The organism is Streptomyces sp. NPDC051976, assembly GCF_040680795.1.
Lineage (GTDB): Bacteria > Actinomycetota > Actinomycetes > Streptomycetales > Streptomycetaceae > Actinacidiphila.
Map to the genome: position 1 here is coordinate 302396 of NZ_JBFAXL010000001.1, position 14452 is coordinate 316847.

General features: G+C 72.8%; 11 protein-coding genes. 4 read left to right on the forward strand and 7 right to left on the reverse strand.

The window, feature by feature from the left end; all coding sequences use genetic code 11:
- Positions 1 to 134 precede the first annotated feature (134 nt).
- Together AB0M29_RS01395 and AB0M29_RS01400 are read left to right on the forward strand one after the other, a co-directional pair.
- Positions 135 to 1424: a PspC domain-containing protein gene (locus AB0M29_RS01395; protein WP_365377217.1), complete on the forward strand. Its 1290-nt coding sequence runs from the start codon at positions 135 to 137 to the stop codon at positions 1422 to 1424.
- The gene (locus tag AB0M29_RS01400; RefSeq protein ID WP_365377220.1) at positions 1421 to 1645 is read left to right on the forward strand and encodes a hypothetical protein; all 225 of its coding nucleotides are present in this window, start codon (positions 1421 to 1423) and stop codon (positions 1643 to 1645) included. The genes AB0M29_RS01395 and AB0M29_RS01400 overlap by 4 nt, the downstream gene beginning before the upstream one ends.
- Here the strand turns inward: AB0M29_RS01400 and AB0M29_RS01405 are convergent.
- Complete coding sequence (locus AB0M29_RS01405) at positions 1587 to 2150, reverse strand: DoxX family membrane protein (protein WP_365377222.1); 564 nt, start codon at positions 2148 to 2150, stop codon at positions 1587 to 1589. The two genes, AB0M29_RS01400 and AB0M29_RS01405, sit on opposite strands and share 59 nt — an antisense overlap.
- 185 nt (positions 2151 to 2335) lie before the next feature.
- Here AB0M29_RS01405 and AB0M29_RS01410 point away from each other — a divergent pair, with 185 nt between their 5' ends.
- On the forward strand, positions 2336 to 2695 hold the full coding sequence (locus AB0M29_RS01410; protein WP_365377224.1) for a hypothetical protein: 360 nt from the start codon (positions 2336 to 2338) through the stop codon (positions 2693 to 2695).
- Positions 2696 to 2710: 15 nt separating this feature from the next.
- Here the strand turns inward: AB0M29_RS01410 and guaA are convergent, their stop codons facing one another.
- A complete protein-coding gene (gene guaA / locus AB0M29_RS01415; protein ID WP_365377226.1) occupies positions 2711 to 4291 on the reverse strand; it encodes a glutamine-hydrolyzing GMP synthase in 1581 nt (526 codons plus the stop codon).
- A gap of 300 nt (positions 4292 to 4591) precedes the next feature.
- Here guaA and AB0M29_RS01420 point away from each other — a divergent pair, with 300 nt between their 5' ends.
- Complete coding sequence (locus AB0M29_RS01420) at positions 4592 to 4858, forward strand: chorismate mutase (RefSeq protein WP_365377228.1); 267 nt, start codon at positions 4592 to 4594, stop codon at positions 4856 to 4858.
- Positions 4859 to 5161: 303 nt separating this feature from the next.
- Here AB0M29_RS01420 and AB0M29_RS01425 read toward each other — a convergent pair whose 3' ends face one another.
- The 5 genes from AB0M29_RS01425 to AB0M29_RS01445 form a co-directional block, all read right to left on the reverse strand.
- The gene (locus AB0M29_RS01425) at positions 5162 to 6946 is read right to left on the reverse strand and encodes a GMC family oxidoreductase (RefSeq protein WP_365377230.1); all 1785 of its coding nucleotides are present in this window, start codon (positions 6944 to 6946) and stop codon (positions 5162 to 5164) included.
- 29 nt (positions 6947 to 6975) lie between these two features.
- Positions 6976 to 8616: a succinic semialdehyde dehydrogenase gene (locus tag AB0M29_RS01430; RefSeq protein ID WP_365377233.1), complete on the reverse strand. Its 1641-nt coding sequence runs from the start codon at positions 8614 to 8616 to the stop codon at positions 6976 to 6978.
- 155 nt (positions 8617 to 8771) lie between these two features.
- On the reverse strand, positions 8772 to 10343 hold the full coding sequence (locus AB0M29_RS01435; RefSeq protein WP_365377236.1) for a serine/threonine-protein kinase: 1572 nt from the start codon (positions 10341 to 10343) through the stop codon (positions 8772 to 8774).
- 69 nt (positions 10344 to 10412) lie between these two features.
- Complete coding sequence (locus AB0M29_RS01440) at positions 10413 to 12416, reverse strand: protein tyrosine kinase (RefSeq protein WP_365377239.1); 2004 nt, start codon at positions 12414 to 12416, stop codon at positions 10413 to 10415.
- A gap of 108 nt (positions 12417 to 12524) precedes the next feature.
- The gene (locus AB0M29_RS01445; RefSeq protein WP_365377241.1) at positions 12525 to 14393 is read right to left on the reverse strand and encodes a protein kinase; all 1869 of its coding nucleotides are present in this window, start codon (positions 14391 to 14393) and stop codon (positions 12525 to 12527) included.
- Positions 14394 to 14452 lie beyond the last annotated feature (59 nt).

The following is a 14452-nucleotide window of genomic DNA, read 5'->3' on the forward strand; positions in this document are numbered from 1 at the left end:
CCCCGATCGTCACACGTCCGGCCCCGGCAGGGCATCAGGGTTGTCCCCTTGGGGATGCCCCCAGGGGTCGGATCAGGGACGGACCAGGGTTGCCGTGGGTGCCCAGGGCCGCGGGGAGCGGTCACCATGGTCGTATGACGGACGAGCCCACCGAGCCCCCCGACGACGTGCCCGCTGCCGCGGACACCGCTGACGGCACGCCGCCCAAGCGGCGGCTGACCCGCGGCCGCGACCACAAGGTGCTGGCCGGTGTGTGCGACGGCGCGGGCCGCTACTTCGACATCGACCCGGTGATCTTCCGGGTGGTGCTCGCGGTGCTGTCGCTGACCGGCGGCATCGGGCTGATCATCTACGGCATGGGCTGGCTGGTCATCCCGCAGGAGGGCGAGCGGCAGAGCGAGGCGCACCGGCTGCTGTCGGGACGGATCGAGGGGGCGCCGCTGACCGCGGTGCTGATGGCCCTGGTGGGCTGCGGCCTCTACGCCTCGATGCTGGACAACGGCACGAACCAGGGGTTCTCGCTGCTGCTGCTGACCGCCACCGCGGGCGCCGTCTACTGGTCGTACCAGCGCAGGAGCGGGCAGCTCGCGGGCGAAACGGCCTCGTCGGTGGCCGCCAGCGCGGTCGCGGACGCGCCGCCCGCGGTGCAGGCGCCGCCCGAACCGGGCTCCGCCTCGTGGTGGCGCGACCCGCTCACCAAGGACGCGCCCACGTATCTGTGGGGTCCGGACGACGGGCCGTACGAGGCGGCGGACAAGAAGGCGTGGCGGGAGCGGAAGGCGGCGGCCCGCAGGCAGGACCGGTCGTGGCCGTTCGGCCTCGGGGTCTTCCTGTCCGTCATCTGCGCCGCGGCCATCGGCACCGGCTCCACCTGGGACTACCAGCCGCTGAGCGTCAGCCTGGAGGTCGGCCTGGCGTCGGCGCTCTTCGTCTTCGGCGTCGCCTTCGTGATCGCGTCCTTCGCGGGCCGGGCCCGCGGCGGCACCGTCTTCTTCTCGCTGCTGACGATCGCCGCGCTGGTCGGCGCCGCCTCGCTGCCCAAGCACGGCACCGGCTGGGGCGCCACCGCCTGGCGGCCCACCAGCACGAGCGCGGTGCAGACCTCGTACGACCGCGGCGCCGGGCGGGGCCTGCTCGACCTGACCGCGCTGCCGCTCGGCGGGAAGACGGTCAGCACCCAGGTGAAGGTCGGCGCGGGCCGGGCCGAGGTGCGGCTGCCCGCCGCCGCCACGGTCAACCTCCGCTACGACCTGGGGATCGGTGAAGTGGTGCTGCCGGGGAAGGTCAACGACGGTGTGCGGATCCAGAAGCACCAGCATCTGACGACGACGATCGGTCCACCGCCGGGCACCCTGTCGTCCGGCACGATCAATCTGCGGGTGGATGTCAGCGTGGGTCAGATCAAGGTGGAGGTGGTCCGGTGAGGCGGCATCGCTTCGAACCCGCGAGCCTGGTGTTCGGCCTGGTCCTGCTGGGCCTGACCACGGCCTTCGCGCTGGACGCGGCCGGCACCGTGCACCTGCCGCCGCGCCACGCGGTGCCGCTGATCGCGGCCGGGCTGCTGCTCTCGGCCGCGACCGGCATCGTCACGCAGGCGGTCCGGAGCGTACGCGGGCGCCGGGCACGGCGGCAGCCGACGCCGTAGCCGAACCGCCGGAGGCGCCCCCGGAGCGGTGCCCGCCATGGCCCTCGCGGCGCCGGGCGAGCAGCGCGTCCAGCGACAGATAGGGGGCGCCGGCCAGCACCAGCGGCAGCCAGGCCATCAGATAGGCCAGGTCGTTGCCGTAGTAGTACGGGGTGGTCGACCAGCTCACCGTCAGCCACAGGCTCAGCGAGATCGCCGCGCCGCCCGCCGCGGCGACCCGGCCGAACAGCCCGGCGAGCGTGCCGAGGCCGACCGCGATCTCGCCCAGGGCGATGGCGTAGCCGAATCCGTGCGGGTTCTTCAGCGCCAGATCGATCATCGCCGGTATCGCCGCCTGGTCGTGGGCGCCGTGCAGGATCTGCACCAGCGAGCCGTTCGCCGAGTCGGTGAAGAAGGTGTTGCTGGTCAGCTTGTCGAGCCCGGCGTAGAGGAAGGTGACGCCGAGGAAGATCCGCAGCGGCAGCAGGGCATGGCGACGGGCTGTCGCCCGCCAGGTCTCGAGCATGGTCTCTCCTGCCTGTCCCGTCGTACGCGTGTTCCCGGCCGGAACGATTCTGCCCGTACGACGCAGTCACGGGGACATACGTACACTCCGGCCCTGTGGTTCAACGCTGAACCGGAAACCTGCGCACGTCTATGGAAGTACCTGCCCGCGCCGCCGATACTCAGGGGTCCGCAGGGACCCGACGGGTGGAGGTAACCGCGTTGCCGTACGACCTCACGATCTACCTGGCCCACCGCGACGACTACGCCGACTTCCTCACCGCGACCGACGAGGAGGCGTCCGTGGTGTGGCACCGCAGGCGCGGCGACTACACCGACAAGGCCGACATCCTCGCCCGTACCGAGGCCGCCTACGGCCGAACGCAGGCCGCCCTCAATGTGCTGGACATCGAGGGCGGCGGGCCGCTCGCCGAGGCGAAGGCGCTGGTGGGCTGCATCCGGGCGTTCTACGAGACCGAGGAGGTCGCGGACAGCGCCTGGGACGCGTACAAGGCGGCCAGGGCCCGGTACGTCAGCGCGGCGCGGGACTGCCTGGCCGCGCACTGAGGCGCGGCCGGGGCGTCACTCCCACTCGATGGTGCCCGGCGGCTTGCTCGTGACGTCCAGGACGACGCGGTTGACGTCGGCGACCTCGTTGGTGATGCGGGTGGAGATCTTGGCCAGCACCTCGTAGGGCAGCCGGGACCAGTCGGCGGTCATCGCGTCCTCGGAGGAGACCGGGCGCAGCACGATGGGGTGGCCGTAGGTGCGGCCGTCGCCCTGGACGCCGACCGAGCGGACGTCGGCGAGCAGCACCACCGGGCACTGCCAGATCTCACGGTCGAGACCGGCGGCGGTCAGCTCCTCGCGGGCGATCGCGTCGGCCTCGCGCAGCAGGTCGAGCCGGTCCTTGGTGACCTCGCCGACGATGCGGATGCCCAGGCCCGGGCCGGGGAACGGCTGCCGCTGGACGATCTCCTCGGGCAGGCCGAGCTCCTGGCCGACCATCCGGACCTCGTCCTTGAACAGCTTGCGCAGCGGCTCGACGAGCTGGAACTGCAGGTCCTCGGGGAGGCCGCCGACGTTGTGGTGCGACTTGATGTTCGCGGTGCCGGTGCCGCCGCCGGACTCCACCACGTCCGGGTAGAGGGTGCCCTGGACCAGGAACTCCACCGGCTGGTCGTCGGGCGCGTCGGCGATGATCTCGGCTTGCGCCTGCTCGAAGACCCGGATGAACTCCCGGCCGATGATCTTGCGCTTCTCCTCGGGGTCGCTGACCCCGGCCAGCGCCGCCAGGAAGCGGTCCGCGGCGTCGACGACCTTGAGCTGGACGCCGGTGGCCGCGACGAAGTCCTTCTCGACCTGCTCGGTCTCGCCCTTGCGCATCAGGCCGTGGTCGACGTAGACGCAGGTCAGCTGGGAGCCGACGGCCTTCTGCACCAGGGCCGCGGCGACCGCGGAGTCCACGCCGCCGGACAGGCCGCAGATCGCCCGCTTGGTGCCGACCTGCGCGCGGATCAGCGCGATCTGCTCCTCGACGACGTTGGTGGTCGTCCAGTCGGGCTTGATGCCCGCGCCGCGGTAGAGGAAGTGCTCCAGGATCTGCTGGCCGTGCGTGGAGTGCAGCACCTCGGGGTGGTACTGGACGCCGTACAGCCGCTTCTCGTCGTTCTCGAAGGCGGCGACCGGGACCACGTCGGTGGACGCGGTGACGGTGAAGCCCTCGGGCGCCGCCGAGCAGGCGTCGCCGTGCGACATCCACACCGACTGGGTGGCGGGGGTGCCCTCGAAGAGCGTCGAGCCGGGCTTGGAGACGGCCAGCGCGGTACGGCCGTACTCGCGGGCGCCGGTGTTGTCGACGGTGCCGCCGAGCGTGGTGGCCATCAGCTGGAAGCCGTAGCACATGCCGAAGACCGGGACCCCGGCCTCGAAGAGCGCCCGGTCCAGGGAGGGCGCGCCCTCGGCGTAGACCGAGGAGGGTCCACCGGACAGGATGATCGCCCGCGGGTTCTTGGCGAGCATCTCGGCGACCGGCATGGTCGACGGCACGATCTCGCTGTACACCCGGGCCTCGCGGACCCGGCGGGCGATGAGCTGGGCGTACTGCGCACCGAAGTCGACGACCAGGACGGTGTCGGGGGCGGGCGGGGTCGCTGATGACACGGGCGGCCTTCCGGCGGTTGCTGCGAGGGGTCTGGACCCGAGTCTACCTTCGCCGCGGCGGCCGCCCGGCGCCCGGGCCTTGCACACAGGCCCCCGCGGTGGTCCATACTGGGCGCCATGCACAAGCACACCTTCGCGTTTACCTATGGCACCGGTCGGTCCGGCTGCCATGGTGATGCTGCTTGAGCTACTGACAAGCGACTTCCACAGGCGCCCCGGGCCACTCGGCCCGGGGCGCCTGTCGCGTCCGCGGGGCCGGGTCCGCACAGCCGCCGCCCTACCGGAGCAGGAGCAGACGCCATGTCCGACACCCTTCCCGCCGACACCGGCACCCTCATCACCGCGCACCGCGGCCGGATCGACACGCTCGACGCCCGGATCATCGCCCTGGTCCAGGAACGGATGGCCGTCTCGGGCGAGATCCAGGCGGCCCGCATCGGGTCCGGCGGCCGCCGGGTCCACCTGGCGCGCGAGATGGAGATCCTGCGCACGTACGGCGACGCGCTCGGCAAGCCCGGTACGACCCTGGCGATGACGCTGCTGGAGCTGTGCAGGGGGCGGGTGTGACGTTTCGCCCTTTCGAGGGGGATCACCCGTACGGCACGTGACCGGCCCGCAGCGGCTTCGTTGGAGGTGGTGTCCGTGCCATCCAGGGGCGGTAACCCAACACCACGCGTGGAACAGGACACCGCCTAGACGCAGCTAGGCGGGGTGTGACCGATGCGATGAGGCGGCCGCTGGTGTGCGGCCCGCCGTGGGACCTCGTGTCGGTGAAAGTGACCGGACGGCAGGGGACAGCAGCCCGGTCACGACTCAAAGAGGCGGTCGGCTCCGGGGACGCCCGGGACCGGCCGCTCTGCGAGGGCCACACTACTCGGACTTGGGCGGTACCGCGGGGACCGGCAGCAGCGGGAGCCGCAGCGCTCCGAACGCGTCCTCCGGCACCACCGGGGCGACGGGCTCCACCGCGGCGATCCTGCGGTAGGCCGCACCCTGGGGCGGGCGCGGGTCCGCGCCGCCCTTGTTGGGCCACAGCGACATCGCCCGCTCGGCCTGCGCGGTGATCGTCAGCGACGGGTTGACGCCCAGGTTCGCCGAGACCGCCGAGCCGTCCACGACATGGATGCCGGGGTGGCCGTAGAGCCGGTGGTACGGGTCGATGACGCCGTCTCCTGCGTCCACCCCGATCGGGCAGCCGCCCAGGAAGTGCGCGGTCATCGGGCGTTCGGTGGCCTCGCCGACGTTGCTGCCCGCGAAGCCGTTGATCTCCGTGGCGATCAGCCGGGCCGCCTCCGCGCCCTCCGGGATGTGCGTCGGGTTGGGGGCGCCGTGGCCCTGCCGGGCGGTGAGCAGCCCCTTCCCCAGGCCCTTCGTCTTGCGGTACGTGGTCAGCGAGTTGTCGCTGGTCTGCATCACCAGGCCGATGATGGTCCGCTCCGACCAGCGGTAGTTGGACAGCGAGCGGAACGTCAGCACGGGGTGCCGGACGTTGTTGCCGACGAACTCCAGCCAGCGCGGCAGCTTTCCGTTGTACGGCGCCGCGAGGATCGACAGCGAGCCCATCGCGTTGGAGCCCTTGCCGTAGCGGACCGGCTCGATGTGGGTGTGGTCGTTGGGGTGCACCGACGAGGTGATGGCCACCCCGCGGGTGAAGTCCAGCGGGCGGTCGGGGTAGCGCTTGCGGTAGCGCCCTGCGCTGGTCTGCGCGCCCACCAGCGCCTCGGAGTTGGTCCGGGTCAGCTCGCCGAGCTTGGCGGAGATCCCGGGCAGCCGCCCGGTGTCCCGCATCGCGTGCAGCAGGGTCTGGGTGCCGTAGGTGCCCGCCGCGACCACCACCTGGCGGGCCCGCAGCACCTGCCGCTCGCCCTTCCTGCGCTTGTCGGTGGGCACGCTGGTGACGCGGTAGCCGCCCTCCGGGTCCTCGGCGAGGTCGACGACCGTGGTCATCGGGTGGATGACGGCGCCCGCCCGCTCGGCCAGGTGCAGGTAGTTCTCGTTGAGCGTGTTCTTCGCGCCGTGGCGGCAGCCGGTCATGCACTCGCCGCACTCGGTGCACGCCCGCCGGCTCGGCCCGGTGCCGCCGAAGTACGGGTCGGGCACCTCGCCGCCGGGCTCGGCGGTCGCCGTACCCGTGGCGTCCTCGCCGTCGCCGAAGAACACCCCGACCGGCGCCATGTGGAAGGTGTCGCCGACGCCCATCTCCTCGGCGGCCGCCTTGAGATGGACGTCGGACGGGGTGAGCGTCGGGTTGAGCCGGACGCCGAGCATCCGCTGCGCCTGGTCGTAGTAGGGCGCCAGCTCCTCCTGCCAGTCGGTGATCGCGCCCCACTGCTGGTCGTCGAAGAACGCCTTCGGCGGCACGTACAGGGTGTTGGCGTAGTTGAGCGAGCCGCCGCCGACGCCCGCGCCCGCCAGCACCAGCACATTGCCGAGGACATGGATGCGCTGGATGCCGTAGAGCCCGAGGGCCGGGGCCCACAGGTAGTTCTTCAGGTCCCAGGAGTTCTTGGGCAGCTCGTCGCGGGCGAACCTGCGGCCCGCTTCGAGCACCCCGACCCGGTAGCCCTTCTCGGTGAGCCGGAGCGCCGAGACGGAACCGCCGAAGCCGGAGCCGATGACGACGACGTCGTAGTCGTAGCCCTCTACCTGTGACACGTGATCCTCCGCTGTGGGGTGGGGGGTGCTCAGCGCATCCGCAGGGTCTTCATCAGCCGCAGCGAACGGCTGAGGAATGCGGCGTACTTCTCGTCGTTCATGCCGAGCGACGGGGCCATCGGCAGCAGCCGCTGGGTGGCGACGGTCTGCGCCTCGGTGTACTTGAGGATGCCCTCGGAGCCGTGGCGGCGGCCGAGGCCGGAGTCCTTCATGCCGCCCATCGGCGAGTGGACGCTGCCGTAGGCGGAGGCGTACGCCTCGTTGACGTTGACCGTGCCGGAGCGCAGCCGGGCGGCGATCCGGGCGCCGCGGCGGGTGTCCTTGGTCCAGACGCTGGAGTTGAGGCCGTAGTCGGTGGCGTTGGCACGCTCGATCGCCTCCTCCTCGTCGCGGAAGCGGTAGATCGAGACGACCGGGCCGAAGGTCTCCTCGGTGCACACCGACATCGGGGCCTCGACGCCGTCCAGGATGGTCGGCTCGTAGACGTACGGGCCGACGTCCGGGCGGGGGCGGCCGCCCGCGACCACGGTGGCGCCCTTCTCCCTGGCCTCGTCGACATGCCGGGTGACGGTCTCCAACTGCCGCTCGCCGACCAGCGATCCCATGCCCGCGCCGTACGCCAGACCGGTGCCGAGCTTGATCGCCTTGGTCCTGGCGGCGAACTTCGCCAGGAACGCGTCGGCGACCGACTCGTCCACGAAGAGCCGCTCGATGGAGATGCAGAGCTGGCCCGCGGAGGCGAAGCAGGCACGGACCGCGCCCTCGGCCGCCTTGTCGAGGTCGGCGTCGCGCAGCACCAGCATGGCGTTCTTGCCGCCGAGTTCGAGGGAGGCGCCGATCAGCCGGGCGGCGGCGCGCTGCGCCACGTCACGGCCGGTGCGGGTGGAGCCGGTGAAGGAGACGTAGTCGGCGTGCTCGACGACGGCGGGGCCGACGACCGGGCCCTCGCCGAGGACGATCTGCCACACCTCGGGCGGCAGCCCGGCCTCGATGAACTGCTCGCGCGCCCACATCGCGGTCAGCGCGGTCTCGGTGTCCGGCTTCATCACCACCGCGTTGCCCGCGGCGAAGGCGGGCAGCGCGTCGCCGACGGACAGCTCGAACGGGTAGTTCCAGGGCGCGATCTGGCCGACGACACCGCGCGGCTGGCGCAGCTCCACGGCCTTGGTCAGCGTGGGGATGGCTCCGGTGTGCCGCTTGGGCCGCAGGTAGGCGGGGCCCTTGAGCCCGTAGTGCCGGGCCGCCATCGCGACCACCTGCACCTCTTCGTGCGCGTGCAGCCGGGTCTTGCCGGTCTCCACCTGGATCAGGTCGAGCACCTCGGCCTGCCGGGACAGCACCAGGTCGTGGAAGCGCAGCAGGACCGCGGCCCGCTGCCGGGCGGGGGTGGCGGCCCAGGCGGCCTGCGCGGCGCGGGCCCGGGTGAACGCCTCGGCCACCTCGTCGGGCGTGGCCTCGGGGAGGTCGGCCAGCTTCTGGCCGGTCAGCGGGGTGTGGTTCGCCGTACGTCCGCTGCCGATGATCCCGCGGGTGAGGCGGGCGACCAGGTCGGGGGTGACGACATCCTCGGGACCTCTGCCCGTGCTGGGCGCGACCGGGTTGCCGTCGGTGGTGACGTCGGTGGGGTTGCCGTCCGTGAGGGGCGCGCTGCGCTCCGGCGAATCCGTCATGCGGGTGAGGTTACGACCGCGGGGTACCGCCTGGATACCCGGCAGTAGCCATTTTTCTGGTGATCCTCACAACTAAGCCAGCATCCGGTGGCGCAATGCGCCCGCGGGGCCCGGAATCCGCCCAGCACACGGCTTCCCGCGGCGGTCGGCCCCGGTCAGCGGCCCTGGAACGAAGCACGCGCGATGTCGAAATCGCGCCGGGCCTCCTCGACCTGGCCGACGGGCGCCGACAGCCACATGTCGTACATCCGGCCGTGCTCCGTCCAGCACAGGTCGAAGGTGCGGCGCGGCCCGCTGCCGTCCGCGAACCCGTCGTAGGTGAACTCCCACAGCGCGGCGGGCTGCCCGTGCTGCGTGGTCTGCGTGATCACTCCGTCCCGGTAGCCCGGATACGCCGACTTCGGCTTCGCGCCCGCCAGGTCCTGGTCGCGCATCACCGCGTAGGGGCCACGCGGATCGGGGCTCTGGTGGCGCACCCCGAACCGTATGGTCCGGTCCGGCGCCCAGTAGTACGTACGCGGCGCCGCGTACTCGCGGGTGTAACCGGTGGGCAGCTCCACCGAGAAGCCGTTCGCGTCCCTGTACCGGGTGAAGCCGTCCGGCACGGCGGAGGTCGTCGCCGGCGTGGTCGGCGGGGTCGTCCTCGCCGGGGTGGTCACCGCGGTGGTCGGCGGGGTGCCCGCCGCCGTCTTGTCGCCCTCGTCGTGCCGGACGACCAGGACCGCGGCCAGCGCGCCCGCGCCCACCGCGAGCAGCGTCACGGCGGCGACCGCGGCCAGCGTCCTGCGGGCGCCGCCGCGCCGGTTCGGCTCCTCCGGTGGCAGCGGCATGTCGGTGGGGACGGTGTCCACCTCGCGCGGCGGCGGCGGATCGCCGGTCTCCGCGTACGCCATGAGCAGCGTCTCCACCTCGGCCGCGGCCATCCGCCGCTCCGGGTCGCGCTCCAGCAGGCCGTGCACCACGGGCAGCAGCGGGGCCGCCGCCTCCGGCGGCCTGATGTCGTCGATCGCCACCGCGTGCACGATCTCGCCGATCGACTCGCGGTGGAACGGCGACTCGCCGTCCACCGCCGCGCACAGCAGCGCGCCCAGCGACCACAGGTCGGACGCCGGGCCCGCGGCGCTGCCCGACATCCGCTCGGGGGCGGTGTACTCGGGCGAGCCGACGAAGGAGCCGGTCTCGCTGAGGGTCGCGCTGCCCGCGACCCGGGCGATTCCGAAGTCGGTGAGCACCACCCGGCCGGTCGCGGACTCGATCAGCACGTTCGCGGGCTTGATGTCCCGGTGCTGGACCTCGCGGTCGTGGGCCGCGCTGAGCGCGCCCGCCACGGCCGCGCCGATCCTGGCCGCCTCCCGCGGCTCCAGCGGCCCGTCCTCGGCCAGGACGTCCGCCAGCGACCGGCCGTCGACCAGCTCCATCACGATCCACGGGCGGCCGTCGTGCTCCTGGACGTCGTAGACCACGACCACGTGCGGGTGGCGGATGCGCGCCACACTGCGCGCCTCGCGCAGCGCCCGCTCGGTCTGCGAACTCGACTCCCGCTCGGTCAGCCCGACGTCCGGCAGGTGCAGCTCCTTGACGGCGACGGCACGGCGCAGCAGCTCGTCCTCGGCACGCCACACCGTGCCCATCCCACCGCGCCCCAGCCGCCCGGTGATCCGGTAGCGGCCCGCGATCACATCCCGTGAAGGCGATGCGGAAGTTGTCCGGCCCCCGTCACTTGCCATACGGCCATCATGCCGCACTGCCGGAGGGCGTCGGGTACGTCTCCGGGGACGGGCTCCGCCGGGCAGGCCCTAGGACGTGGTGTACGTCTCCACGGCCTTGTCGAAGGCCCGCTGGACGTCGGCGCGGCGGCTGTCGGGGCCGGTGACCAGGACGAGGTGGTAGCGGCCGTCGATGATCACGGCGAGGTTGAGGGTGAAGACCTGGTTGTCGGCTCCGTCGCGGTAGCTGTACTCGCCCTCCGCCGCGCTGTTGCCGCGCACGTCGAGGGTGTGCAGGTTCGAGGCGGCCGACCAGGAGGAGGCGCGGAAGGTGGCCAGCTCCGGCTCGTCGAGCTGGTACGCCAGCGGGTCGTTGCCGTGCGCCGAGACGGTGTCGCGGCCGGGCACCACGGTGAGCTGGAGGTCGCTGCCCGCGTAACGGACCTCGTCCTGGCCGTTCTTGCCGGTGCGCGACCAGCCGGTGTGGACGGCGACGGTGAAGCCCGCCGGGTCCTGCTGCATCGCGAAGTCGGTGCCCAGGTCGGGCGGCGCGGACGGGTGGGCCGGCGGCTTGCTCGCGGGCGTCGTGGGCGCCTGCGTGGTGGGCTTCGCCGACGGTTTCGGCTTCGTCGGCGACGGCTTGGACCCGCCGCCGTGCCCGCCGGGCATCTCGGCCGGGACCGAACGGTCGCCGTTGGCCCCGTTGTCGGAGGTGTTGCGGCCGGGCATGACCAGCAGCGCGTAGAGCACCACGGCCGCGAGCACGACCAGGACGGCGACCAGCAGCCGCACCCCCAGACGGCGCGGCGCGGCCCCGCCGCCGCCCGCGGGCTTGCGGGAGACCACCTGCTCGCGGTGGATCTGCTCCTGCCGCATCTCGCCGCGCTGCACGCGCTCCCGCTTGGCCTTCGTCACCCGGGCCTGCTTGCCGCGGGCGTGGCGGCGGTGGGTGGCCCCCGGGGCGGCGGCGGCAGCGGCTTTACGGCGGCGGCGGACCAGCTCGCCCTTGCGCCGCACGATCGGCAGCCTGGCCGGGTCGGTCGGCACCTGCACCATCTCGATGCCGAGGTCGGGCTCGGGCGCGGACCGGATCAGGGAGCGCAGCCAGCCGCCCAACTCCTCGGCCTCGGGCCGCTCCTCGGGGTCGGGGCGCAGCAGCGACTCGACGATCGGCCGCAGCGCGCCGCACTCCTCGGCGTACGCGGGCGGCTCGGCGCAGACCAGCTGCACCAGTTCCGCCGCGCTCTCCTCGGGGAACGGCGGATGCCCCTGGACGCTGCGGAACAGCAGCGAGCCCAGCGCCCACAGGTCGGCGGACGGGCCGACCGGCGGTGACAGCCGCCAGTTCTCGTGCACTTCGTGCGCCTGCTCCGGCGCCCACCGCTCGGTGACGGCGCCGACGACGGTGATGCGGTTCTGCCGTGCCCGCTCCTGTTCGAGCGCGGACTCCGGTCCGTGCCACGGGGTTTCGGGTCCTCCGGCCAGCACCTGCTCGGGCACCGGGTCGTAGCCGCACAGCGCCTCCTGCGCGGCGCCCGCGGCCAGCCCGGCGAGCATCGACCTGCCGTCGTCGCAGACCAGCACCGTACTGGCCGTCACATTGCGGTGGGTCCAGCCGTAGGCGTGCAGGGCGCGCAGCGCGGTGAGGACGTCGGAGGCGACCTCGGCGGCGCGGTAGGCGTCCAGCGGGCGGTCGGCCAGTAAGGCGGCGAGCGGGCGTGCGGACACCAGTTCGCTCGCGATCCACAGGCTGCCGTCCTCGACGAAGATGTCGAAGACCTGTACCAGGCGCGGGTGGTCGGGTATCGCGGCCGCCGCGCGGGCCGCCTCCAGGGCGCGCCGCGCGCTGTCGCTCATGGTGTCCCGGCCGCCGGGCCCGGGGCCCTGGTCGCGGAAGCCGCCGCCGAACTCCGGGGTCTCCCCGGTGTCCGCGGTCTCGGCCGTCACCACCTCGGGCAACAGCACCTGGTGGACCAGGACTTCCTGGCCGCTGTAGGTGTCGAAGGCGCGTGTCTCGACCAGCTCGAACTCGTCGGCGGGCGGCCGGGGCAGCCGGTAGCGGTCGGCGAGCACGCGTCCGGCGTATTCGTCCACGGCGCCCCCCTCTCCGGCCCGGTCGATCTGCTGTGTGAACCGGTCCGATCCGAACTCCCTCCGGATGCGGACAGTCCACGGTTACTCACAATACGTGCTACCAGTCGCTCATTTGGCCGGTTTGAAGGTTGTGAAGAAGGTCGCCAGCGCCTTGGTGTTGGTGGCGCTGCTCCAGGCGTCTGCCGGTGTGGTGAACATGATCGCGTAGCCGTGGTGAGCGTCCGTCACCATGCCACGGTTCAGGATGTGTACGGGCCTACCCGAATCCGTGCGGGTGTACTCCCAGTCCGCCGCGTCGTATCCGCGGTAGTCCGCCTTCTCCACCCGGATCTGGTGGTAGCCGGGCATACTGGGGCCGTTGGTCGCGGAGTCGTGCTGCCAGGTGCCCAGCGCGCTCTTGCCGGGCGTGTGGACCCAGTCCACGAGCAGCGTGGTGCCGTCGGAGCCGCGGAACTTCGAACCGGCGCCGTAGCCGTCGTCGCCGATCCGCGTCCAGCCGTTCGGCAGCGCGATCGAGAAGCCCTCGCTGTCCTTGTACGTGTAGAAGCCCGCAGGGGCCGCGTACGGGTCGCCGCCCTGGCTCCCGCCGGAGGGGGTGGCCGTCCCGCTGCCGGGTGACGCGTCGTCCGACGTGGAGCCGTCCTGCGAGTCGTCACCCGAACCGGCCGACGGCGAAGCCGTCTTGGCGCCGCCCGAGGGCTTCTTGCCCGGGGTCGGCGGCGCCGAGGTCTTCTTGCCGTCACCGCCCGTCTTGCCGTCACCCTTGCCGCCGCCCCCACCGGAGTTGGCGAGCGCGACCCCTATCACCGTGCCCAGCAGGGCGATCACCAGCGCGGCGACCACTATCACCAGGGTGCGGCGCGGCACCACGTCGGTGATCGAGGCGCGGGCGGGCTCCGGCCCGGCCTCCGGGGTGCCCGGCTCCGGCGCCGGCTTGGCCGGGCGCTGCTTGGGACCGGGCTTGGCGACCGACGCGGGCTTGACCGCGGACGCCGCCTTCCGCACCGCGCGCAGCGCGTCCCGCACCCGGGCCTGGTCGGCGGCGGCCGCCACCGCGGCGGCCGGGGCGTCGGTGGGCGTGGGCTGCGGGTCGACGGGCAGCACGACGGTGCGGGCGTCGCCGGGCGGCGGCGCCACCGGGCGGTCGGGGGCGTGCGCGACGGCGGTCAGCAGCGCGGTCGCGCCCGGTTGGTCGAGCCGCTGCCCGGGGTCCTTGACCAGCAGCCCCGTGATGACCTCGGCCAGCGGCCCGGCGTTGGCCATCGGCCCGACCGGCTCGGTCATCACCGCGGTCAGCGTGGCGATCGCCGAGCCCTTGTCGTACGGCGGGTGGCCCTCGACCGAGGCGTACAGCAGCGCGCCCAGCGACCACAGGTCGGCGGGCGGGCCCGGCTTCTGGCCGCGGGCGCGCTCCGGCGAGATGTACGAGGGCGCGCCGACCAGCATGCCGGTGGAGGTCACCGACGGGTCGCCGTCGATCTGCGCGATGCCGAAGTCGCTGAGCACCACACGGCCGTCGTCGGCGATCAGGACGTTGGACGGCTTCACGTCGCGGTGCAGGATGCCCTCGCTGTGGGCGGCCTTCAGCACGTCGAGGATGACCAGGCCGACCTCGGCGGCGCGCTTGGGCGTCAGCGGGCCGTCCTCGCGGATCGCGTCGGACAGCGAGCGGCCCTCGACCAGCTCCATGACGATCCACGGCCGGTCGTCCTCACGGACGACGTCGAAGACGGTGATGGCGCCGGTGTTGCGGATCCGCGCGGTGGCCTTGGCCTCGCGCAGGGTTCTGGTGATCAGGCGCTGCTTCTCGTCCTCGTCGACGTTGCCCGGGAAGCGCAGCTCCTTCACGGCGACCGTGCGGCCCAGCGTCTCGTCGACCGCGCGCCACACGGTGCCCATGCCGCCCTTGCCGAGGACCTCGCCGAGGCGGTACCGGTCGGCGAGCACGCGTCCGTCGGTACCTTCGACCTCGCTCATGGGATTCCTCTGCAGTGCTGGACGGGTAAGGGTCCATCATCTCCGAACCGGGGACGCCG

Bases quoted from the DNA above. Each gene is read 5' to 3' on its own strand.
- AB0M29_RS01395 (WP_365377217.1), top strand. From the start codon at position 135: ATGACGGACGAGCCCACCGAGCCCCCCGACGACGTGCCCGCTGCCGCG.
- AB0M29_RS01420 (WP_365377228.1), top strand. From the start codon at position 4,592: ATGTCCGACACCCTTCCCGCCGACACCGGCACCCTCATCACCGCGCAC.
- AB0M29_RS01435 (WP_365377236.1), bottom strand. From the start codon at position 10,343: ATGGCAAGTGACGGGGGCCGGACAACTTCCGCATCGCCTTCACGGGAT.
- AB0M29_RS01445 (WP_365377241.1), bottom strand. From the start codon at position 14,393: ATGAGCGAGGTCGAAGGTACCGACGGACGCGTGCTCGCCGACCGGTAC.
- AB0M29_RS01430 (WP_365377233.1), bottom strand. From the start codon at position 8,616: ATGACGGATTCGCCGGAGCGCAGCGCGCCCCTCACGGACGGCAACCCC.
- AB0M29_RS01405 (WP_365377222.1), bottom strand. From the start codon at position 2,150: ATGCTCGAGACCTGGCGGGCGACAGCCCGTCGCCATGCCCTGCTGCCG.